Origin of the sequence: Methylocella sp. (assembly GCF_041905455.1) — a bacterium.
Taxonomy (GTDB): domain Bacteria; phylum Pseudomonadota; class Alphaproteobacteria; order Rhizobiales; family Beijerinckiaceae; genus Methylocapsa.
This window is the reverse complement of the sequence record NZ_JAYRLA010000004.1, coordinates 168,060-188,866: the sequence shown is the minus strand read 5'-3', so window position 1 is coordinate 188,866 and position 20,807 is coordinate 168,060. Positions and strand designations below refer to the sequence as shown.

At 68.4% G+C, this 20,807-nt stretch carries 17 protein-coding genes; 4 read left to right on the top strand and 13 right to left on the bottom strand.

What is annotated here, in order from left to right:
- Nucleotides 1-51: 51 nt before the first annotated feature.
- Nucleotides 52-1,782, bottom strand: a complete 1,731-nt coding sequence (locus tag ACE3OG_RS05435; protein ID WP_374306580.1) for an ABC transporter ATP-binding protein/permease — start codon at nucleotides 1,780-1,782, stop codon at nucleotides 52-54.
- A gap of 187 nt (nucleotides 1,783-1,969) precedes the next feature.
- On the opposite strand from ACE3OG_RS05435, the gene ACE3OG_RS05430 reads away from it, so the two are divergent.
- On the top strand, nucleotides 1,970-4,099 hold the full coding sequence (locus tag ACE3OG_RS05430; protein WP_374306579.1) for a glycoside hydrolase family 3 N-terminal domain-containing protein: 2,130 nt from the start codon (nucleotides 1,970-1,972) through the stop codon (nucleotides 4,097-4,099).
- Between the two features lie 3 nt (nucleotides 4,100-4,102).
- On the opposite strand, the gene ACE3OG_RS05425 is transcribed toward ACE3OG_RS05430, so the two are convergent.
- From ACE3OG_RS05425 to hemB, 7 genes are all read right to left on the bottom strand, one after another.
- Complete coding sequence (locus ACE3OG_RS05425; protein ID WP_374306577.1) at nucleotides 4,103-4,852, bottom strand: SDR family NAD(P)-dependent oxidoreductase; 750 nt, start codon at nucleotides 4,850-4,852, stop codon at nucleotides 4,103-4,105.
- An 88-nt stretch (nucleotides 4,853-4,940) separates the two neighbouring features.
- Nucleotides 4,941-6,446 carry an amidophosphoribosyltransferase gene (gene purF / locus ACE3OG_RS05420; protein ID WP_374306575.1) on the bottom strand — a complete coding sequence of 502 codons (1,506 nt, stop codon included), beginning with the start codon at nucleotides 6,444-6,446 and terminating at the stop codon, nucleotides 4,941-4,943.
- Nucleotides 6,447-6,760: 314 nt separating this feature from the next.
- The gene (locus ACE3OG_RS05415; protein WP_374306608.1) at nucleotides 6,761-7,330 is read right to left on the bottom strand and encodes a CvpA family protein; all 570 of its coding nucleotides are present in this window, start codon (nucleotides 7,328-7,330) and stop codon (nucleotides 6,761-6,763) included.
- 181 nt (nucleotides 7,331-7,511) lie between these two features.
- Nucleotides 7,512-8,945: a DNA repair protein RadA gene (gene radA / locus ACE3OG_RS05410; protein WP_374306573.1), complete on the bottom strand. Its 1,434-nt coding sequence runs from the start codon at nucleotides 8,943-8,945 to the stop codon at nucleotides 7,512-7,514.
- A 3-nt stretch (nucleotides 8,946-8,948) separates the two neighbouring features.
- Nucleotides 8,949-10,445, bottom strand: a complete 1,497-nt coding sequence (locus tag ACE3OG_RS05405; RefSeq protein ID WP_374306571.1) for a replicative DNA helicase — start codon at nucleotides 10,443-10,445, stop codon at nucleotides 8,949-8,951.
- A 176-nt stretch (nucleotides 10,446-10,621) separates the two neighbouring features.
- Nucleotides 10,622-10,870 (bottom strand): hypothetical protein, encoded by a 249-nt coding sequence (locus tag ACE3OG_RS05400; protein WP_374306569.1) that lies wholly within the window; start codon nucleotides 10,868-10,870, stop codon nucleotides 10,622-10,624.
- Nucleotides 10,871-10,913: 43 nt separating this feature from the next.
- Nucleotides 10,914-11,966: a porphobilinogen synthase gene (gene hemB, locus ACE3OG_RS05395; protein ID WP_374306567.1), complete on the bottom strand. Its 1,053-nt coding sequence runs from the start codon at nucleotides 11,964-11,966 to the stop codon at nucleotides 10,914-10,916.
- A 107-nt stretch (nucleotides 11,967-12,073) separates the two neighbouring features.
- Between hemB and ACE3OG_RS05390 the strand changes: the two genes are divergently transcribed.
- Nucleotides 12,074-13,054, top strand: a complete 981-nt coding sequence (locus ACE3OG_RS05390) for a glutathione S-transferase family protein (RefSeq protein ID WP_374306565.1) — start codon at nucleotides 12,074-12,076, stop codon at nucleotides 13,052-13,054.
- 4 nt (nucleotides 13,055-13,058) lie between these two features.
- Here the strand turns inward: ACE3OG_RS05390 and ACE3OG_RS05385 are convergent, their stop codons facing one another.
- Complete coding sequence (locus tag ACE3OG_RS05385) at nucleotides 13,059-13,367, bottom strand: DUF3572 domain-containing protein (RefSeq protein WP_374306563.1); 309 nt, start codon at nucleotides 13,365-13,367, stop codon at nucleotides 13,059-13,061.
- A 201-nt stretch (nucleotides 13,368-13,568) separates the two neighbouring features.
- Here ACE3OG_RS05385 and ACE3OG_RS05380 point away from each other — a divergent pair, with 201 nt between their 5' ends.
- Together ACE3OG_RS05380 and ACE3OG_RS05375 are read left to right on the top strand one after the other, a co-directional pair.
- Nucleotides 13,569-13,940, top strand: coding sequence for a response regulator (locus ACE3OG_RS05380; protein ID WP_374306562.1), 372 nt, complete (start codon nucleotides 13,569-13,571; stop codon nucleotides 13,938-13,940).
- Nucleotides 13,941-13,960: 20 nt separating this feature from the next.
- Nucleotides 13,961-15,367 (top strand): PleD family two-component system response regulator, encoded by a 1,407-nt coding sequence (locus ACE3OG_RS05375; protein ID WP_374306560.1) that lies wholly within the window; start codon nucleotides 13,961-13,963, stop codon nucleotides 15,365-15,367.
- A 460-nt stretch (nucleotides 15,368-15,827) separates the two neighbouring features.
- Here the strand turns inward: ACE3OG_RS05375 and parE are convergent, their stop codons facing one another.
- From parE to ACE3OG_RS05355, 4 genes are all read right to left on the bottom strand, one after another.
- A complete protein-coding gene (parE, locus tag ACE3OG_RS05370) occupies nucleotides 15,828-17,897 on the bottom strand; it encodes a DNA topoisomerase IV subunit B (protein ID WP_374306558.1) in 2,070 nt (689 codons plus the stop codon).
- Between the two features lie 203 nt (nucleotides 17,898-18,100).
- Nucleotides 18,101-19,510 carry a type I glutamate--ammonia ligase gene (glnA, locus tag ACE3OG_RS05365; protein ID WP_374306556.1) on the bottom strand — a complete coding sequence of 470 codons (1,410 nt, stop codon included), beginning with the start codon at nucleotides 19,508-19,510 and terminating at the stop codon, nucleotides 18,101-18,103.
- Between the two features lie 54 nt (nucleotides 19,511-19,564).
- Nucleotides 19,565-19,903, bottom strand: a complete 339-nt coding sequence (locus ACE3OG_RS05360) for a P-II family nitrogen regulator (RefSeq protein WP_374306554.1) — start codon at nucleotides 19,901-19,903, stop codon at nucleotides 19,565-19,567.
- A gap of 350 nt (nucleotides 19,904-20,253) precedes the next feature.
- Nucleotides 20,254-20,640 carry a hypothetical protein gene (locus ACE3OG_RS05355; RefSeq protein WP_374306552.1) on the bottom strand — a complete coding sequence of 129 codons (387 nt, stop codon included), beginning with the start codon at nucleotides 20,638-20,640 and terminating at the stop codon, nucleotides 20,254-20,256.
- Nucleotides 20,641-20,807 lie beyond the last annotated feature (167 nt).

Genomic DNA, 20,807 nt, shown 5'->3' with positions numbered 1-20,807 from the left:
TGTCGGTCTCCGGGCGTTCGGACGGCGCTCCGCGCGCTTCTCGCTTCAGTTCTAGCCAATCGCGCCGGCCGTCGTCGAGGCTTCGTCCGGGACGGCGTCGAAGCACGGCTGGAGGCGCTCGCCGGCCGGATCGTCGACGAGATGCAGCATGCGCGAGAAGAAGCCGTCGCGCATGTCGGGCCGGCCGATGTTGACCACCGCCGCTTCGGCGAGCTCGCGGTTGAAGACGTCGAGAACGACGACGCTGGTCGCCTCGTCGAGCGCGTCGAGCGCCTCGTTGATGAACACCCAGGCCGGCTCGTGCAGGAGAAGCCGCGCGAAATGGGCGCCCTGCTGCTCGTCGCCGCTGAGCTCGCGGTCCCAGCGCCTCACGACGTCAAGCTTGACGATGAGATGGCCGAGGTTCAGCCGCTCCAGCGCCCGCGCGTAGGCTTCGTTGGGGAAACGGGCGGGCGAATCGGGGTAGGCCATCGCCTCGCGCAGCGTTCCCGGCGGGAGATAGGGGCGAGCGGACATGAATATGATCGGACCTTGCGTCGGCATGCCGATGCGGCCGGAGCCCCAGGGCCAGAGCCCGGCCACGGCGCTAAGGAAGTTGCGCCGCGCCGCGCCGGGCGGCGCGACGATCAGCAGCCGCTCGCCGGGGCGCACGCTCACATGGCGCTCGCTGAGCCGCGTGCAGGCCGAGGGCGAGGCGACGCTCACGTCGTCGAACACGAGGACGCCGCTCTCGCTCCGGACGCGCTCGATGCGGCACGCGCCGTCGATCCCGTCGACTTCCTCCAGCGCGCGGCGGAAGGTCGAGATGCGGATCATGGTCGCCCGCCAGTCGGCGATGACGCTGAAATTGTCGACGAACCAGCGCAGCGCCTGCTGCACCTGGTTGAACGCGCCGACGACCACCATCAGCCCGCCGATCGACAGGTCGCCCGAGAAAAAGCCGGGCGCGGCGACGACGATCGGCGCGACGATGGTGAACCAGCCATAGCCGGCGGTGACCCAGGTGAGGCGCGTGACGCCGGAGACGTAGCGCCGCATGATGGACAGCACGGGCTCGAGCTCGGCGTGCAGGCGGCGTTTCTCGTCCTCCTCGCCGCCGTAGAAGGCGATGGCGTCGTTGCGCTCGTTGGCGCGCACGAGGGCGAAGCGCAGGTCGGCCTCGCGCGCGTAGCGCTCGGCGTTGACGGCGATCAGAGGCCGCCCGACGCGCCAGCTCATCCACGACGCGGCCCCGGCGTAGAACAGCGCGGCCCAGACCATGTAGCCGGGAACGGCGAGCTTCTCGCCGAAGAAATTGAGCGCGACACCCTCCGACAGCACCCAGAGCACGCCGATGAAGCAAAAAAGCAGCAGGCTCGCCTGAAACAGGCCGATGCCGAGGTCGGTCGTCAATTCGACGAGGTGGCGGGCGTCCTCATGGATGCGCTGGTCGGGATTGGCGCCGATTTCTCCGGCGTTGGCGAGCCGGAAGGCGCGGCCCGGCTTGAGCCAGGCGTCGATCAGGCCGCCGGTGAGCTCGGCGCGCAGCTTCAGCTTGGTGAGCTGGTTAAGCCAGATCTGGGCGACGTTGAGGATGAGGAGCCCGCTGGCGATGAGCGCGAATCGCCAGAGCTGGTAAAGGAATTCGTGCAGGTCGCGGCGCGCCAGCGCGTCGTAGAACGGCTGGTTCCAGGCGTTGAGCTTGATCTGGCCGAAAGCCGTCGCCGCGATCACGGCGGCGAGCGCCGCGGCCAGCATGAGGAACTGCTTGCGGCGCGGCGCGGACAGGAGCGCCCGAACCATGCTGAAAAGCTCGTGAACGAAGCCGCGGGGCCTGATAGCCTCGACGGCCGGCCTCGCGCCGCGATCCTCTGTCGCCTCTCCCATCGGCCGCATTTTCCCCCCGAGGCTTTATGCGCACCCTACACGATATTCGACGACGCGCCTTCGACGGCGCCAGCCGAAGCTGGCGCGGCGCTGGAGCGTCGGCGTGACGCGCGCCGCGCGGCTTCTCGTCGCCATGACGCTCGAGGAAAAGCTTGGGCAGCTCACCATGGCGGCGGGGACGCAGGCGTTGACCGGCCCCGTCGCCGGCGGCGCCGTCGAGGCCGAGATCGCGGCTGGGCGAGTCGGCAGCCTGCTCAACCTTTGGGGCGCGGATGAGGTCGCCGCCGCGCAGAGGGCGGCGCGCGGCGCGCGCCTTGGAATTCCACTGTTTTTCGGCTTCGACGTCCTGCACGGACACCGCACGGTCTTCCCCGTTCCGCTCGCCGAGGCCTGCGCCTTCGATCCCGAGCTCTGGCGGCGGACCGCCGCCGCGGCGGCGCATGAGGCGCGGGCGGACGGCCTCACCATGGTCTTCGCGCCGATGGTCGACGTCGCCCGCGATCCGCGCTGGGGGCGCATCGCCGAGGGGCCGGGCGAGGATCCTTATGTCGCGAGCCTGTTTTCCGTCGCGAAGGTGACGGGCTTTCAAGGCCCGGACCTGGCGCGCGGGGGCGCGGCGGCCTGCGTGAAGCATTTCTGCGCCTATGGCGCGGCCGAAGGCGGGCGCGACTACGCGAGCGTCGACATCTCCGAGCGCGCGGTGGCCGAGGTCTACGCGCCGCCGTTCGCCGCCGCGCTCGCCGCCGGCTGCGCGGCGTTGATGCCCGCCTTCATGGACCTCGCCGGCGTGCCGATGACCGCCCACCGGCCGCTGCTCGAAGGCTGGCTGCGGCGCAAGCTGGGCTTTGAGGGCGTGATCGTCAGCGACTACAACGCCGTCGCCGAACTGATCGTTCATGGCGTTGCGGGAGGCCGCGCCGAAGCGGCGGCGATGGCGCTTCAGGCAGGCGTCGACGTCGACATGATGAGCTTTTGCTATCGCGACGCCCTGCCTGAAGCGCTCGACCGCGGGCTCGCGTCGATGGATCGGATCGACGCCGCGGTTTCGCGCGTGCTCGCGCTCAAGGAGAAGCTCGGGCTGTTCGAGGCGGACCCGTCCGTCCATCCGGTCGCAGCGCCTGTCGAGGACGCCGGCGCGCTGGCTCTGGAGGCGGCGCGTCGCTCAATCGTGCTGCTGACCAACCGCGGCGCCCTGCCGCTCGCCGGCGACGCGCGCGTGATCGCGCTGATCGGCCCGCTCGCCGACGCGGCCGAGGAGATGGACGGCCCCTGGGCGGCGGCGGGCCGGCGCGCCGACGCCGTCTCGATCCGGCGGGGCCTCGAAGCGGCGCTGCCGCAGGCTGAAATCGTTTACGCTCAAGGGGTTGCGATCGACGGCGCAGATTTCTCGGGCGCATCCCGCGCGCTCGACGCATGCCGAACCGCCGACGTCGTCATTCTATGCCTTGGCGAATCCGCGCCCATGAGCGGCGAGGCGGCGAGCCGGACCTCGCTCGGTCTGCCCGGGCGCCAGGGCGAGCTGGCGCGGGCGGCGATCGACGTCGCGCGCGAGCGCGGCGTTCCCGCCGTCGTCCTTCTGTCGAGCGGGCGCCCGATCGTCGCGCCCGCGCTGTTCGAGGCGGCCGACGCCGTCCTTGCGACATGGTTCCTCGGCGAGGCGGCGGGCTGCGCCATCGCCGACGTGCTAACCGGCCGCGCAGACGCGGTCGGGCGCCTGCCCGTCTCATGGCCGCGCGCGGAGGGGCAGATACCAGTCTATTTCGCGCAGCGCCCGACCGGGCGCCCGTTCAGGGCCGAGGATTCCTATACGAGCCGCTATCTCGACTGCGCGAACGAGCCGCAGTTCGCGTTCGGCCACGGCCTCTCCTACGCGTCGCTCGCGCTCGTCTCCTTCGAGATCGACCGGCGCGCCTTCCGCTTCGGGGACGAGCTGCGCTTCTTCGTCGGCCTGCGCAACGCCGGCGCGCGCGACGGCGAGGCGACCGTCTTTCTCTTTTCGCGCGACCTGGCGGCGAGCGTCGCCCGTCCGCTGCTCGAGCTCAGGCGCTTCGGGCGCATCGCCCTGCGCGCCGGCGAGGCGGGAGCGCTGGAGTTCGTGCTGCCGGCGCGCGAGCTGGCGTTTCCGGGCGCGGACCTCGAGCCGGCGTTCGAGCCTGGCGCCTTCGAGTTCTCGGTCGGATTCAGCGCCGACCGCGCGGGGCTCGTCACGCTCGCCGCGCAGGCGCTCGCCTGAAGGTCAGGCCGGCTCGGAAAAGCTCAGCACCCGGTCCTGCGGGAAGTCGTAGAGCTTGCCCGTCAGCGTCCAGTCGGGCGCGCAAAGCTCGGCGACCTTCGGCGCGAGGTCTTCGGGCGCGCGCAGGCTCGACGGATCTTCGCCCGGCATCGCCTGCGCGCGCATGCGGGTGCGCAGCGGACCGGGATTGACCAGCATGACTCGCACGCTGGTGATGTTCGCCGTCTCGGCGGCGTAGGAGCGCGCGAGCGCCTCGAGCGCCGCCTTGGAGGCGCCGTAGGCGGTCCAGAACGGCCGCACGCGGGCGGCGTGCGCGGCGCCGGAGGTGACGAACACCGCGCGGCCCGCGTCGGACGCGCGCAGCAGCACGTCGAGGGAGCGGATCAGCCGCCAGTTGGCGGTGACGTTGACGGCGAAGACGTCGTCCCATTGCTTCGGCTCGATATGGCCGACCGGCGTGATGGGGCCGAGCGCGCCGGCGTTGCCGACGAGGATGTCGAGCTTGCCCCAGCGGTCGAAGATCGCGCGGCCGAGCCGGTCGAGCGCCTCGAAATCCTTGACGTCGCAAGGCGCCAGCGTCGCGGCGCCGCCGCGCTTGCGGATTTCGTCGTCGAGCTCCTCAAGCGCGCCCTGGGTGCGCGCCAGCGCGATGACATGGACGCCGCGGGCGGCGAGGTCGAGGGCGACGGCGCGCCCGACGCCGCGCGACGCCCCGGTGACGAGGGCGATGCGGCCGGAAAGGTCAGAAGGCATGACGCAGGAAGTCTGAGGAGGGATCGGAGCTTTGCTCTACCGCGCCGGGCGGCGCGGCGGAAGGGCGCGCCGGCGCCTTTGCAAAAAATCAGCTCGCTTCGGCGAGCAGGGAGAGCTGGCTCTTGGTCTCGCCGGCGAGGTCGGTGAGGGAGGTCGGATAGTCGCCGGTGAAGCAATGGTCGGTGAACTGCGGCCGCTGCGGGTCGCGGCTTCCCTCGCCCATCGCCCGATAGGTGCCCTCGACCGACAGGAAGGCGAGCGAATCGCAGCCGATATAGGCGCGCATCTCGTCGAGCGTATGGGTGGCGGCGAGCAGGTTTTCGCGCACCGGCGTGTCGATGCCATAATAGTCCGGATACATGATCGGCGGCGAGGAGATGCGGAAATGGACCTCGCGCGCCCCGGCGTCGCGCATCATCTGCACGATCTTGACCGAGGTGGTGCCGCGTACGATTGAGTCGTCGATGAGCACGATGCGCTTGCCGGCGACGACGGCGCGGTTGGCGCTGTGCTTGAGCCGCACGCCGAGCTCGCGCACCGTCTGCGTCGGCTGGATGAAGGTGCGCCCGACGTAATGGTTGCGGATGATGCCGAGCTCGAAGGGCACGCCGGAGGCCTGGGCGTAGCCGATCGCCGCAGGCACGCCGGAATCCGGCACTGGAACGACGACGTCGGCGGAGACGCCCGATTCGCGCGCGAGCTCGGCGCCCATGTTCTTGCGCACGTCATAGACCGATCGGCCATGCACGACGGAGTCGGGGCGCGCGAAATAGATGTACTCGAAAATGCAGGGGCGCATCGGCCGCGGCGGGAAGGGATGCAGGCTCTCGACGCCGTCCTTCGAGATGACGACGACCTCGCCGTTCTCGACGTCGCGCACGAAACGCGCGCCGATGATGTCGAGCGCGCAGGTCTCCGAGGCGAGGATATAGTGCCCTTCGAGCTCGCCGAGCACCAAGGGACGGATGCCGAGCGGATCGCGCGCGCCGATCATCATGGTGTTGGTGAGGGCGACGAGCGCGTAGGAGCCTTCGAGCGCGCGCAGCGCTTCGATGAAGCGCTCGACGATGCGCAGCTTGCGGCTGCGCGCCATCAGATGGAGAATCACCTCCGTGTCGGAGGTCGACTGATAGATCGCGCCGCTCTGGACGAGATCGCGGCGCAGCGTCAGGCCGTTGGTCAAGTTGCCGTTATGGGCGACCGAGAAGCCGCCCGAGTTGAGCTCGGCGAACAGCGGCTGGACGTTGCGCAGGATGGTTTCGCCGGTCGTCGAGTAGCGCACATGGCCGATCGCCGAATCGCCGGGCAGCCGCTCGATGGTCGAGGCTTTCGAGAAATGGTCGCCGACGAGGCCGAGGCGGCGCTCGGAATTGTAGCGCTGGCCGTCGAAGGAGACGATGCCGGCGGCCTCCTGGCCGCGATGCTGCAGGGCATGCAGGCCGAGCGCCGCGACGGCCGCGGCCTCCGGATGGCCGAACACGCCGAACACGCCGCATTCCTCGCGCAGCCGGTCGCCTTCGAGATCGAGGTCGGCCGACGGATCGGCGCAGAAGCTGTCGACCGAATGGCTGTCGCCTTGAATAACGCCGCCCATGCCCGCCTCACAAATCCGCGCCGCCCAGCCGACGAAACGCGAAGGCCAACAAACGCGAAGGCCAACAGATGAGGGCGTTCCGGCGGTCGGTCAAAAGCACAATCGCGCTCGACCTTTCAGGTTCGAGACACGCGTTCAGGCACGCGGGACGAATCGCCGCCTGCTTGAATGGAGATGCTTTCGAATGACTGGAGCCGCGCCGGCGCCATGAAACCTACATAGTGCAAAAGGCGCCGTCCGTCGAGCCTGCGCCCCCGCGAGCTTCCCCGCACAGTGAATTTTTCCACGGCTGCGTCGCGACGCCGCGGCGCCGATCAGCCTCGCGGCGCAGGCGAGGCGGGCTTCGACTCCGTGGGCTTGGGCTCTGCGGGCTGAACGTCGGCCGGCCTCGGCTCGGCGTCGGTGTCGGGCGCGGCCTCCTCGTTGCCCGCGGGCTTCGCCTGCTTCAGCCGCGCCAGCAATCCTTCCGGATCGTCCGGCAGCATGGCCATCAGCTGGTCGCCGGCGCTGACGAGCAGCGGGCGCATGCGGGCGCCCTTCACCCAGTCCGGCTGGGTCTTCTCCGGCACGAGCCAGTTGAAGAAGATGAAGGCGATCACGCAGAGCAGCAGGCCGCGGGCGGCGCCGAAGACGAAACCGAGCGAACGGTCGAGCGCGCCGACCTTGGAATCGAGGATCGCGTCGGACAGCTTGATGGTGATCAGCGAGACGACGATCAGCGTCACGAAGAACACGCCAGCCGCCGAGATCGCCAGCGCGACCACCGGCTTCGACACGTAGGGCGTGACATGGGGCATCACGAGCGGATGCAGATAGATGGCCGCGACGGCCGCCGCCGCCCACGAGGCGATCGCCAGGACCTCGCGCGTGAAGCCGCGCAGCATGGCGAGCAGGGCCGAGACCAGGATGACGGCGATGAGGCCGATGTCGAGATAGGGAGGCGCCAATTCCTTGAACCTTCTCCGGTCGCGTTCGAGCCTGCGTGGGCGGTCGGCGAAGTCCTATAGCGGTCCGGTCGGGCGCCGTCACCTTTGCGAAGGGAAGAAAATCGCGGGATCCGAGCGCTCAAGCTTCGCGCGCGCTTTGCGGCGCCCGTGAGGCGGAGGCGGAGGCCGAACGCGGCGCGCGCTTCGCGCCGATGTCGGCGGCGAGCGCCGAAATATGCTTGAGCCGCCGCAGCTCCAGCTCGCGCGGCGCGTCCTCGCGCTCGCCCGCGCCCGGAAGGGCCGCCGAGCGGAAGCCGAGCTTGGCGGCCTCCTTGAGCCGCGCGCCCGCATGTCCGACCGGGCGGATCGCGCCGGACAGCGAGATCTCGCCGAAATAGACGGCGTCGGCGGGCAGCGGGATCGTCGACAGCGAGGAGACGAGCGCCGCCGCCGCGGCGAGGTCGGCCGCCGGCTCGCTGATCCGCAGGCCCCCGGCGACGGTGAGATAGATGTCGTACTGGCTGAGCTTGATCCCGGCGTGGGTTTCGAGCACCGCGACGATCATGGCGAGGCGCGAGGCGTCCCAGCCGACGACGGCGCGCCGCGGCGTGCCGAGCGGGCTCGGCGCGACGAGCGCCTGCACCTCGACGAGCAGAGGGCGCGAGCCCTCCATGCCGGCGAAGACCGCGGCTCCCGGCGCCGCCTGATCGCGCGCGGAAAGGAACAGCGAGGAGGGGTTCGCCACCTCCTGCAGGCCGCGCCCGGTCATTTCGAAGACGCCGATCTCGTCGGTCGGGCCGAAGCGATTCTTGACGCCGCGCAGCAGCCGCAGGCCGCGCCCGTTCTCGCCCTCGAAGGAAAGGACGGCGTCGACCATGTGCTCGACGACGCGCGGGCCGGCGATCTGGCCGTCCTTGGTCACATGGCCGACGAGGATCGCCGCCGCGCCGCTCGACTTGGCGAAGCGGATCAGCGCCTGCGCCGCGCCGCGCACCTGCGACACCGTGCCCGGCGTCGATTCGATCAGGCTCGTCCACATGGTCTGGATGGAATCGATGACGACGAGGGCCGGACGCGCGCCGCGCGAGAGGGTCGCGACGATGTCCTCGACGCTGGTCTCCGCCGCGAGCTCCACGGCTGCGTCGGACAGGCCGAGCCGCTGCGCCCGCAGCCGCACCTGGTCGATCGCCTCCTCGCCCGAGATATAGACGACGCGCTCGCCGCGCCGCGCCAGCGCGGCGCAGGCCTGGATCAGCAGCGTCGATTTGCCGATGCCGGGCTCGCCGCCGATCAGCACGGCGGAGCCGGCGACGAAGCCGCCCCCGGTGACGCGGTCGAGCTCGGCGATCCCGGTCAGGACGCGAGCCGGGGCGGGGCGATCGGTCTCGCCGAGTTTGGCGAGGTCGAAGACGCGCCCCTTGCGCGCGCCCTGCGCCGGCTGGGCGCCGACGCCGCCGGACGCGGCCTCCTCGACAATGCTGTTCCACGCGCCGCAGGCGTCGCAGCGTCCCTGCCAGCGGCGCGAGACGGCGCCGCAGCTCTGGCAGACGAAGGCGTTCTGGGGTTTCGCCATGGGCTAAAGACGGTCGGGCAGGGCGTCCTCGCGGGCGAGATTGCCGAAGCGGGTCATCTCGGCCTCGAAGGCGAGCTCGACCGTGCCGGTCGGGCCGTGGCGCTGCTTGCCGATGATGACTTCGGCCTTGCCGTGCACCCGCTCCATGTCGGACTGCCAGGTCAGGAACTCCTCGGTGCCTTCGCGCGGCTGCCGGTTGTTGAGGTAATATTCCTCGCGGAACACGAACATCACGACGTCGGCGTCCTGCTCGATCGAGCCGGATTCGCGCAGGTCCGAGAGCTGCGGCCGCTTGTCGTCGCGTGATTCCACCTGGCGCGAGAGCTGCGACAGGGCCATGACCGGCACGTTGAGCTCCTTGGCCAGCGCCTTGAGGCCGGTGGTGATCTCGGTCACCTCCTGCACGCGGCTGTCGGAGCGCGTCTTCGAGCCGCCCAGCAACTGCAGGTAGTCGACGACGAGAAGGTCGAGGCCGCGCTGGCGCTTCAGGCGGCGCGCGCGCGCCGTGAGCTGGGCGATGGAGAGGCCGCCCGTCTGGTCGATGTAGAGCGGGATCTGCTGCATCGTCCGGGCGGCCTCGGCGATGCGGTGGAACTCCGCCTCGCTCATGTCGCCGCGCCTGATCTTGTAGGAGGCGACCGCCGCCTGCTCGGCGATGACGCGGGTGGCGAGCTGCTCGGCCGACATTTCGAGCGAGAAGAAGCCGACGACCCCGCCGTTGACCGTCTCGTGCGAGCCGTCCGGCCGGGCGCGGAATTCATAGGCGCGCGCGACGTTGAAGGCGATGTTGGTGGCGAGCGCCGTCTTGCCCATGCCGGGCCGCCCGGCGACGATGACGAGGTCGGAGTGCTGCAGCCCGCCCATCTGGCGGTCGAGGTCGACGAGGCCCGTCGCGATGCCGGAGAGGCGTCCGTCGCGCTCATAGGCGCGCGCCGCCATGTCGACGGCGGTCGCGAGCGCGTCGGAAAAGCGCTGGAAGCCGCCCTCGTAGCGGCCCTGCTCGGCGACCGAATAGAGCTTGCGCTCGGCCTCCTCGATCTGGTCGCGCGGCGAGGCGCCGACCGGCGCGTCATAGGCCGAATTGACGATGTCCTCGCCGATCAGGATCAGGTCGCGCCGCACGGCGAGGTCGTGGATGGTGTGGCCGTAATCCTCGGCGTTGATGACCGTCGTCGCCTCGGCGGCGAGGCGGACGAGATAATGGGCGAGCGGCGCGCCGGCGAGCTCCTGCTCGCCCAGAAAGGTCTTCAGCGTGATCGGCGAGGCGATCTTGCCCATGCGGATGAGCTGGCCCGCGACGTCGTAGATGCGCCGGTGCGCCTCCTCGGAGAAATGCTCGGGCTTCAGGAAGTCGGACACGCGGTCGAAGGCGTCGTTGTTGACGAGGATCGCCCCGAGCAGCGCCTGCTCCGCCTCGACGTTGTGCGGCGCAAGGCGGTAGGCGCGCTCGGGCGCGCGCAAGGCGTCGTGGCGGGGAGCGAATTGGTCGATCTGGCTCATTCATACCGGTCCGTGAAGCCGCTTACGGGCGCGAATCGGGGCCCATCCTCGCACGCCCCGCCGCGCGCAGGACGCGAAAGGGTCCGGCGCGCCGCATGAAGCCCGCTATCCACATGCGTCCACAGGCGGTTGCGGCCGTATATGATCACGTTTTGTTCTAGTGCACAAGCAGCGCCTCACCAACTCTCGTCCTGCTTGCCGCCGCACTCGCGCCGCTCGAGGCATTGGCAGCGGCCGGTGTCGCGCTGGCAGACGGGCTTGCGGATTTTGCTACAGGGATAAGCGTTGCGATCCTGGCCGACGTAAGGGGCGCCGCACTGGCCTTCGGCGAATTCGCCGAAGAAGCCCTGCGCCCATGCGTCGGCCGGGGCGCCGAGCAGCGCGGAGGAGGCGAACAGCGCGGCGGCGAGAGCCCTGAGGGGCATCGAACGTCCTTTCGTCTTGTGCGGGCGGCGAAGCGCCGCTCCGTCAGCCGGCCCGCAGAAGCCGCGCGACGCGCGGCGCGTAATAGGTGAGCACCGCGTCGGCCCCGGCGCGCTTGAAGGCGAGCAGGCTCTCCATCATCGCCCGCTCGCCGTCGAGCCAGCCGTTGCGCGCGGCGGCCTCGATCATCGCATATTCGCCGGACACCTGATAGGCGAAGGTCGGCAGGCCGAACCTTTCCTTCACCCGCCAGATCACGTCGAGATAGGGCAGGCCGGGCTTGACCATGACGATGTCGGCGCCTTCCTCGACGTCGAGCGCGACCTCGCGCAGCGCCTCGTCCCCGTTCGCCGGGTCCATCTGATAGGTGCGCTTGTCGCCGACGAGCGTCTTCGAGGTGCCGACCGCGTCACGGAACGGCCCGTAGAAGGCGGACGCGTATTTGGCGGCGTAAGCCAGCACCTGCACGTTGTGGAAGCCTTCGTCGTCGAGGGCGCGGCGGATGGCGCCGATGCGTCCGTCCATCATGTCGGAAGGGGCGATCATGTCGGCGCCGGCGCGCGCCTGGTTGAGCGCCTGGCCGATCAGGACCTCGACCGTCTCGTCGTTGAGAATCTCCTCGCCGCGCAGGAGGCCGTCATGGCCGTGGCTGGTGTAGGGGTCGAGCGCGACGTCGGTGACGAGGCCGAGCTCCGGGCAGGTTTCGCGGATCGCGCGCAGCGCCCGACAGACGAGGTTGTCAGGGTTCAGCGCCTCGGCGCCGGCGGGGTCGCGCAGCGCGGGATCGGTGTAGGGAAAGAGCGCGATCGCCGGCACGCCGAGCGAAAAGGCCTCACGCGCGCTTTCGACCGCCATGTCGATCGACATGCGCTCGACGCCGGGCAGCGAGGCGACGGGCTCGCGCGCGTTCGCGCCCTCGCGCACGAAGATCGGCCAGATCAGGTCGTCGCAGGTGAGCGTATTCTCGCGCACGAGGCGGCGCGCCCAGTCGGCCTTGCGGTTGCGCCGCATCCGCACCAGCGGCGAAGGGCGCTGCGTCCGGGCCGAAGCGGGCGTTGCGGCGGAGGAGGCTTTCGCCTTGTCTAGAGGCCAGATCATGGGAAACGCTCCGTTTGCGGCGCGGCGCCTGCGAGGCATAAGGCCCGCGCGCCTTCCCGGCAAGAAGCTGCGTGACGCGTCGCCTCGCAGGGGATTAAGGTCGCGGCATGGGCCTTCTCGTCGACGGCGTCTGGCGCGACCAGTGGTACGACACGAATTCGCACGGCGGGCGCTTCGAGCGCGACGCCGCGAAGTTCCGCAACTGGATCACGCGCGACGGCGCGCCGGGCCCCACCGGCGAAGGCGGCTTCAAGGCCGAGCCCGGCCGCTATCATCTTTACGGCGCCTATTTCTGCCCATGGGCGCATCGCGCGCTGATCTTCCGCAAGCTTAAAGGCCTCGAGGAGATCGTCGGGCTTTCGATCGTCAACTGGCTGATGCGCGAGGAGGGGCTGACCTTCGCGCCGGCCGACGGGGTGATCGGCGATCCGAACCTTGGCGCGCGCCGCCTGTATGAGGTCTATCTCGCGGCAAATCCTCATTATTCCGGCCGGGCGACCGTGCCGACGCTCTGGGACAAGGAGCGCCGGACGATCGTCTCGACCGAATCCGCCGACATCATCCGCATGTTCAACGGCGCTTTCGATCCGGTCGGCGCGAAGGCGGGCGACTATTATCCGCCGGCGCTGCGCGAGGAGATCGACGCGCTCAACGCGCGCATCTATCCGACGCTCAACAACGGCGTCTATCGGGCCGGCTTCGCCACTTCGCAAAGCGCCTATGAGGAGGCGATCGGCCCGCTGTTCGAGACGCTCGACGTCCTCGAGGAGCGCCTCTCGCGCCGCCGCTATCTCTGCGGGGCGGCGATCACCGAGGCCGACGTGCGCCTGCTGACGACGCTGCTGCGCTTCGACATCGTCTACGTCGGCCATTTCAAGTGCAACGTCAGGCGGATCGCCGACTATCCCAATCTGTGGGGTTACGTCCGCGATCTGCTCACGCTCGACGCGGTCGCCTCGACCTTCCGGCCCGATCATATCAAGCGCCACTATTACGAGAGCCACCTGACGATCAATCCCACGGGAATCGTTCCGGTCGGGCCTCAGGTCGATTTCTTCGCTCCGCAGGATCGGGCCCGGCTCGGCTGAAGACCTAAAGCGCTTCGCCGGGCGGTCCCAGCGCCGCGCGGGCCCTTCCGATTTCGGCGGGATCGCGGCCGGCGTCAGCCGCGAAGGCGAGGAGAAGAGCCTCCTCGCCCGCGACGAAATCGAGCACGCCGGCGAGAAAGCCGGGCGCCGCGGCGGCCGCGCGCAGCGTCTCGGGCCGCAGGCCGGAGAGGCTCAAGAAGCGCTCCAGCTGTTCGGGATCGCCGGCGAGATAGCCGAGAGCCTCGATGGCGAGCGCTTCGGCGCGCTCCCGCCGCATCGAAGAAAGATAAGATTTGTCATAAAGTTGCGCCACCGGGCTTGGCCTTTCCGAAAGCTTTTTGCGTCATCTTTTAAGCGTGGGGGGCGAAGGCTCCCGACGGTCCGAGTCGAACGCCGCGGACGATCGAATGATCGAAGAGTCGCACTGGGCGCGGAAGCTGGAGCATAGTTGCGATCGGTGGGGCCGAAACGCCCCGGCGAAGCGTCAGCCGCTTCAGGGAGCGCAGGCCCGGCGATGGATAAGACGATTCTGATCGTGGAAGACAATGAACTGAACATGAAGCTGTTCAACGATCTTCTCGAGGCGCACGGCTACAGGACCGTGCAGACGCGCAGCGGGCTCGAGGCGGTCGGCCTCGCGCGCCAGCATCGTCCCGACCTCATCCTGATGGACATCCAGCTTCCCGAAATCTCGGGACTCGAGGTCACACGGCAGCTCAAGGAGGACGAGGAGCTTCGTCATATCCCCGTCGTCGCCATCACGGCCTTCGCGATGAAGGGCGACGAGGAGAAGATCCGCCAGGGCGGCTGCGAGGCCTATCTGTCGAAGCCGATCTCCATCGTCAAATTCCTCGAGACCGTGCGCGGATTTCTGAACGAACGATAGCGGCCGAAAGGAGCAAGCCAGTGACCGCGCGCGTCCTCGTCGTCGACGACCATGTCTCCAACGTCAAGCTGCTCGAGGCGAGGCTGAACGCTGAATATTTCGACGTGCTGACCGCCGACAACGGTCCGGAGGCGCTGGCGATCTGCGCCGCGGGCGAGTGCGACATCGTCCTGCTCGACGTCATGATGCCGGGCATGAACGGTTTCGAGGTCTGCCGCCGGCTGAAGGCGAACCCCGACACGGCGCATATTCCGGTGGTGATGGTCAGCGCGCTCGACCAGGCCTCGGACCGGGTCATGGGGCTTGAGGCCGGCGCCGACGATTTCCTCGCCAAGCCCATCGACGAGACGGCGCTTCTCGCGCGGGTGAAATCGCTGTCGCGCCTGCGCGCCGCGCTCGACGAATTGCGCGCGAGGGCGGCGAGAGCCGCCAAGATGGGCGTTTCGGCCTCCTCATGCCTCGTCGGCGGCGAGGACGAGGGCGGCCGCATCCTCCTTGTCGACGATCGCCGCTCCTCGAGCGAGGCCATCCTCGGCGCGCTGCGCGCCCATCATGAGGTCGAACTCGAGCCGGACGCGCTGGAGGCGCTGGTCGAAGGCGCGGCCGGCGGCTACGACCTCTTCATCGTCAGCCTGACGCTCGCCAGCTACGACGGATTGCGCCTGTGCAGCCAGATCCGCTCCATCGAGGCGACGCGGCAAATTCCGATCCTCGCCGTCGCCGACGCGGACGATCTGGCGCGGACGCTGCGCGGCCTCGAATTCGGCGTCAACGACTATCTGCTGCGTCCGATCGAGCGCAGCGAGCTCGCCGCGCGCGTGCGCACGCAGATGCGGCGCAAGCGCTACGCCGACTGCCTGCGCCAGAATGTCGAGGCGTCGCTCGAGATGGCCGTGGTCGACGCGCTGACAGGACTGCACAACCGGCGCTTCTTCGACGGCGTGCTGCCGTCGATGATGGAGGAGGCGAAGCGCAAGGCGCGGCCGCTGTCGGTCATGATGTTCGACATCGACCGGTTCAAGGGCGTCAACGACGCCTATGGCCATGAAGCCGGCGACCGTCTGCTGCAGGGCCTGTCGAGACGGATCAAGGGGCTGATCCGGCGCTCCGACATCTTTTGCCGGCTGAGCGGCGATGAATTCGTCATCCTGATGCCTGACACGCGCATCGACGTCGGCGCGAAGGTCGCCGAGCGGGTGCGGTCCGGCGTCGCGGGCGCGGGCTTTCCGATCGACGCGACGCGCCTGGTGGCGGCCACGGTTTCGATCGGCCTCGCCGAAAGCGGCCGGGCCGGCGGCGACCTGCTTCGCGAGGCCGATAAGGCGCTCTATCGCTGCAAGGAAGGCGGCCGCAACCGCGTCTATTTCGACCCCGGCCCGAAGACGCCGGCGCAGGCGCCGGGCTTCCGTGTCGTGCGGGCGGGCTGAGCATTTGGTTGGCGCTGAGCTCGACGTCAAGCGAAAGCTGAAGCGCGCCTGACGGCGTGAAGGTCGAGGCTCCGGCCGGCGTTAACGAAAGCTCCGATTCGCGGGAGCGGACCATTGCCTTTCGCGCAAGGAGCGCGCTAACTACTGCCCGCCGCACCCGTCAAGGGTGCGGCGCGGCCGGGGTTCCACTAAGAAAACCACCGCCGCGCCCTGCGCGTCAGCGCATCTGGGCGACTTGCCGGCGATCGACTTAACCGCGATCGGCTGGCGACGATCACCCTACGGAGTGCTCAGGTCCGCCGCATCTCCTGGGTCCGTAGGGTCGGCCGGCGCGCAAGCAGTCAGGAGTGGCCTCCTCGAAACGCTGCTTGCCGCCGGCCGCCTTCGCCCGGAACGAAGTTTTGGTCTTAGAGCCCAAATCGGAGCCGCTTGGCCCTGGCCTCTCGCCGCGGCGGCGGACTCACACCACGACGAGGTCGGCGGCGTTGGCGAAGGCCGCCCGCTCCTGGATGAAGATGAAACGCGCCTCGGGCTTTCCGCCCATCAGCCGTTCGACCGACTCGCTCGTCTCGCCGCGCTCCTCGGGCGCGACCACGACGCGCAGCAGGTTGCGCCGCGCCGGATCCATCGTCGTCTCTTTAAGCTGCGCCGGAAGCATTTCTCCCAAGCCCTTGAAACGGCTGATCTCGACCTTGCCGCGTCCGGTCAGCTCCCTCGCCATGAGCTCGTCGCGATGGGCTTCGTCGCGCGCGTAGACCTGCTTCACGCCCTGCGTCAGTTTGAACAGCGGCGGCACGGCGAGATAGAGGTGGCCGTTGTCGATCAGCTTCGGCGTCTGCCGATAGAAGAAGGTGATGAGCAGCGAGGCGATATGGGCGCCGTCGACGTCGGCGTCGGTCATGATGATGACCTTCTCGTAGCGCAGCTCCTCCTCGCGGTAATGGGCGCCGAGGCCGCAGCCGAGCGCCAGCGCGAGATCGGCGAGCTGCTGGTTCGCCGCGAGCTTGTCGCGCGTCGCGCTGGCGACGTTGAGGATCTTGCCGCGCAACGGGAGAATCGCCTGGCTCGCGCGATCGCGCGCCTGCTTGGCCGAGCCGCCGGCCGAATCGCCCTCGACGATAAACAGTTCAGAGCCTTGCGCCGCCGTGTTCGAGCAGTCGGCGAGCTTTCCGGGCAGGCGCAGCTTGCGCGTCGCGCTCTTGCGGGCGACGTCCTTCTCCGCGCGCCGGCGCAGCCGCTCCTCGGCGCGCTCGATGGTCCAGTCGAGGAGCCGCGCGGCGTGCGAGGGCGCGGCGGCGAGCCAATGGTCGAAGGCGTCGCGCACGCCCTGCTCGACGATGCGCCCCGCCTCGCTCGACATGAGCCGGCTCTTGTTCTGTCCCTGAAACTCGGGCTCGCGGATGAAGACGGAGATCAGCGCCGCGCAGGAGGCGAGGACGTCCTCGCCGGCGATCGCCGCGGCCCTTTTCGCCTGGCCGATCCGCTCCGCATGGTCCTTGAGGCCCTTGAGCAGCGCCGCGCGCAGGCCCGCCTCGTGCGCGCCGCCGTCCGGCGTCGGAATGGTGTTGCAATAGGAATGAATGAAGCCGTCGTCGGCGGAAAGCCAGGCGAGCGCCCATTCGAGCGAGCCATGGCCGCCGGGCCGCTCGATCTTGCCGGCGAACATCGGCTCGATGACGCGCTCCTTGCCGTCGATGTCGGCGGCGAGGAAATCCTTGAGGCCGCCCGGAAAATGGAACACCGCCTCGCGCGGGGTCGCCGCGCCCGCCTCGATCCGCTCGGGCGCGCAGCGCCAGCGGATCTCGACGCCGCCGTAAAGATAGGCCTTGGCGCGCGCCATCCTGAACAGGCGGGACGGCTTGAAGGCGCAGCCCGCGCCGAAGATCTGCTCGTCGGGCCGAAACCTCACGCGCGTGCCGCGCCGGTTCGGCGCCTTGCCGACTTCGACGAGCTTGCCGGCCGGCAGGCCGCGGGCGAAGGTCTGGCGATAGAGAATCTGCCCGCGCGCCACCTCGACCTCGAGGCTTTCGGCGAGCGCGTTGACCACGGAGACGCCGACGCCATGCAGGCCGCCGGACGTCTGATAGGCCCCGGAATCGAATTTCCCGCCGGCGTGCAGCGTCGTCATGATGACTTCGAGGGCGGATTTCTTCGGAAATTTCGGATGCGGGTCGACGGGGATGCCGCGCCCGTTGTCGGTGACGCTGAGATAGCCTTCGGCGTCGTAGGCGACCTCGATGAAGCTCGCGTGGCCGGCGACCGCCTCGTCCATGGAGTTGTCGAGCACCTCGGCGAAGAGATGGTGCAGCGCCGTCTCGTCGGTTCCGCCGATGTACATGCCGGGGCGCCGGCGCACCGGCTCGAGCCCTTCGAGCACCTCGATCGAAGCGGCGGTGTAGCCGGCCTCGCCGGGCGTCGCGAGCGCGGACGGCGCGGCTCGTCCGGCGTCGCGCGCGCTCGCGCCCTGGCCGGACGTCCCTTGCCGCGGCTTGCGCGCGGCGCCGCCAAACAGATCGCCGTGACCGCCCATGAACGGCGTGTCCTCCGTGAGTTCCCGTCGAAGCTTGCGCGCTTTTTACGCTGCTCGCGCAGCTTATGCCACGCGCGCGATAAAATTGGAACAGAACAGAAACATTTTATCGAAAACAGCTTGAAAGGCCGTTAACCTGAAGCGCGTCGCGCATGAAAAAGGGCGGCCCGAAGGCCGCCCCGAAGCGCCGAAGGCGTTCGTCTTCAGTAAGAGTAGTACATGTCGAACTCGACCGGATGCGGGGTCATCTCGAAGCGCATCACGTCGGCCATCTTGAGCTCGATGTAACTGTCGATGAAGTCGTCGTCGAACACGCCGCCGGCCTTGAGGAACGCGCGGTCCTTGTCGAGGTTGGCGAGAGCGTCGCGCAGCGAGCCGCAGACGGTCGGGATCTTCTTCAGCTCGCGCGGAGGCAGATCGTAGAGATCCTTGTCCATCGCCGGGCCGGGATCGATCTTGTTGAGGATGCCGTCGACGCCGGCCATCAGCATGGCCGCGAAGGCGAGATAGGGATTGGCCATCGGATCGGGGAAGCGGACCTCGACGCGCTTGGCCTTGGGGTTCGAGGCCGTCGGGATGCGGCACGAGGCCGAGCGGTTGCGCGCGGAGTAGGCGAGCAGCACCGGCGCCTCATAGCCCGGGACCAGACGCTTGTAGGAGTTGGTCGAGGGGTTGGTGAAGGCGTTCAGCGCGCGGGCGTGGCGGATGATGCCGCCGATGTAATAGAGGCAATCCTGGCTGAGGTCGGCGTATTTGTCGCCGGCGAACAGCGGCTTGCCGTCCTTCCAGATCGACTGGTGGACGTGCATGCCCGACCCGTTGTCGCCGAAGATCGGCTTGGGCATGAAGGTCGCCGTCTTGCCGTAGCTCTGCGCCACCTGATGGATGCAGTATTTGTAGATCTGCAGGTCGTCGGCCATCTTGGTGAGCGGGCCGAACTTCAGGCCGAGCTCGTGCTGGGCCGAGGCGACCTCGTGATGGTGCTTCTCGACCTTGGCGCCCATCGCCGCCATGGCCGCGAGCATCTCGCCGCGCATGTCCTGCGACGCGTCCTGCGGCGGCACCGGGAAATAGCCGCCCTTGGTGCGGATGCGATGGCCGAGGTTGCCGCCTTCATAGGGCGTGTCGGAGTTCGACGGCAGCTCCGCAGAATCGAGCACGAAGCCGGTGTTGTAGGGGTCGGCGCGGAAGCGGACGTCGTCGAAGACGAAGAATTCGGCCTCGGGGCCGACATAGACCGTGTCGCCGACGCCGGAAGAGGCGACGAAAGCCTCGGCCTTCTTGGCGATGCCGCGCGGATCGCGGCTGTAGGGCTCATTGCTGTTGGGCTCGAGGATGTCGCAGACGATGACCATCGTCGAGGCGGCGAAGAACGGGTCCATCGTGGCGGTCGAGGGATCCGGCATCAGGAGCATGTCGGACTCGTTGATCGCCTTCCAGCCGGCGATCGACGAGCCGTCGAACATCGTGCCTTCGGCGAAGATGTCCTCATCGATCAGGCTGATGTCGAAAGTGACGTGCTGCCACTTGCCGCGCGGATCAGTGAAGCGGAAATCGACGTATTTGACGTCGTTTTCCTGGATTTCCTTGAGCACGTCCTGGGCTGTTTTCATAAATCGGCCTTTCGATCCTTGAAGGCTGGTTGAGAGCGGCGATCGAGCGAAGGCTCAGATCGCGTCGGCGCCGGTTTCGCCCGTGCGGATGCGAACGGCGCCTTCGATGTTGGAGATGAAGATCTTGCCGTCGCCGATGCGCCCGGTCTGGGCGGCCTTGCGGATGGCTTCGACGGCGGCGTCGACGACCGAGTCGCCCACGACGACCTCGATCTTAACTTTCGGGAGGAAATCGACGATGTATTCGGCGCCGCGATAGAGTTCGGTGTGGCCCTTCTGGCGCCCGAAGCCCTTGGCTTCCGTGACGGTGATCCCCGCCACGCCGGCTTCATGAAGCGCTTCCTTCACTTCATCAAGCTTGAACGGCTTTATGATCGCCTCGATTTTTTTCATGGAGGATCTTACGTCGGAATGGGTGGGGACAGCCGCTCCAGATGAGGGCGGCGTTTAACACTTACGGTAAGGGAACGCCATGGCAATTGCGTTTCGTCGAATTTCAAGCGTCGTTTCCTCCTCGGCGAGCGATTTTTCTCCCAAGCAACGATTGCGCCACCAAACTGCGGCGCGCGCGGCGAGCTAAAGCGCAGGCGCGGCCGAACTGCGTTGACCGGGCGATGAAACGCAGTCCATAGGGAGTTTCGGCGCTAAAAATTATGCTGTTGCCTAACGAATAAGCTATTTTACAAAGCGAAAGCCCGCTCCAGAGACTGGAGCGGGCTCGCATGTCGCGCGGCTAAAAAAAGTTACTCGGCCGGTTCGAGCGACGGCTCGGAGGGCGCCGACGCTTCCGCCGCGATGGGCGCGACCTTGACGAGGCTGGCCGAGACGCCGGAGCCGAGAAGCTGCAGCGAGATTTCCTTCCCGTTGGCGAATTTCACGCCGTCCCGATAGGCGCCGTGCTCGAGCCGCGCGAACACGACCTCCTCGGAGGGCTGCACGCCGAGCCGCGTCTGAAGATCGGACGAGATGCCCTCGAGGGCGAGACGCGTGTCGTACTGAACGCACACCGCCGTAGAGCAGTCGCCAGGGGAGGCGAGGCCGATGCTTCCCGACGGGAAGCGGGTCGTCACATATTTTTCCGACTCGCGCGCTGGACGGGACGCGTACATTTCAAGCGAATAATCACACATGTGAGCCACTCCAAATGTCTCGAGATGCGGGAGCCCTTCCACGATGCGCCGTTCTCGCCGCGTGGCGGCGAGGCGTATTCAAGAGCTGAGAGCGCGGCCCCCGATGCGGAAGGGGGAATGTGGAAGCCTCGTGAGGCCGGACGGGCCCGACCTGAGAACCGCAGGAG

Coding starts and splice junctions, on each gene's coding strand:
- radA (WP_374306573.1), bottom strand. CDS start 8,945: ATGGCGAAACCCCAGAACGCCTTCGTCTGCCAGAGCTGCGGCGCCGTC.
- ACE3OG_RS05425 (WP_374306577.1), bottom strand. CDS start 4,852: ATGCCTTCTGACCTTTCCGGCCGCATCGCCCTCGTCACCGGGGCGTCG.
- ACE3OG_RS05380 (WP_374306562.1), top strand. CDS start 13,569: ATGGATAAGACGATTCTGATCGTGGAAGACAATGAACTGAACATGAAG.
- ACE3OG_RS05390 (WP_374306565.1), top strand. CDS start 12,074: ATGGGCCTTCTCGTCGACGGCGTCTGGCGCGACCAGTGGTACGACACG.
- glnA (WP_374306556.1), bottom strand. CDS start 19,510: ATGAAAACAGCCCAGGACGTGCTCAAGGAAATCCAGGAAAACGACGTC.
- ACE3OG_RS05415 (WP_374306608.1), bottom strand. CDS start 7,330: ATGCTGCGCGGCTTCACGCGCGAGGTCCTGGCGATCGCCTCGTGGGCG.
- ACE3OG_RS05400 (WP_374306569.1), bottom strand. CDS start 10,870: ATGCCCCTCAGGGCTCTCGCCGCCGCGCTGTTCGCCTCCTCCGCGCTG.
- purF (WP_374306575.1), bottom strand. CDS start 6,446: ATGGGCGGCGTTATTCAAGGCGACAGCCATTCGGTCGACAGCTTCTGC.
- ACE3OG_RS05435 (WP_374306580.1), bottom strand. CDS start 1,782: ATGGTTCGGGCGCTCCTGTCCGCGCCGCGCCGCAAGCAGTTCCTCATG.
- hemB (WP_374306567.1), bottom strand. CDS start 11,966: ATGATCTGGCCTCTAGACAAGGCGAAAGCCTCCTCCGCCGCAACGCCC.
- parE (WP_374306558.1), bottom strand. CDS start 17,897: ATGGGCGGTCACGGCGATCTGTTTGGCGGCGCCGCGCGCAAGCCGCGG.
- ACE3OG_RS05360 (WP_374306554.1), bottom strand. CDS start 19,903: ATGAAAAAAATCGAGGCGATCATAAAGCCGTTCAAGCTTGATGAAGTG.
- ACE3OG_RS05355 (WP_374306552.1), bottom strand. CDS start 20,640: ATGTGTGATTATTCGCTTGAAATGTACGCGTCCCGTCCAGCGCGCGAG.
- ACE3OG_RS05405 (WP_374306571.1), bottom strand. CDS start 10,445: ATGAGCCAGATCGACCAATTCGCTCCCCGCCACGACGCCTTGCGCGCG.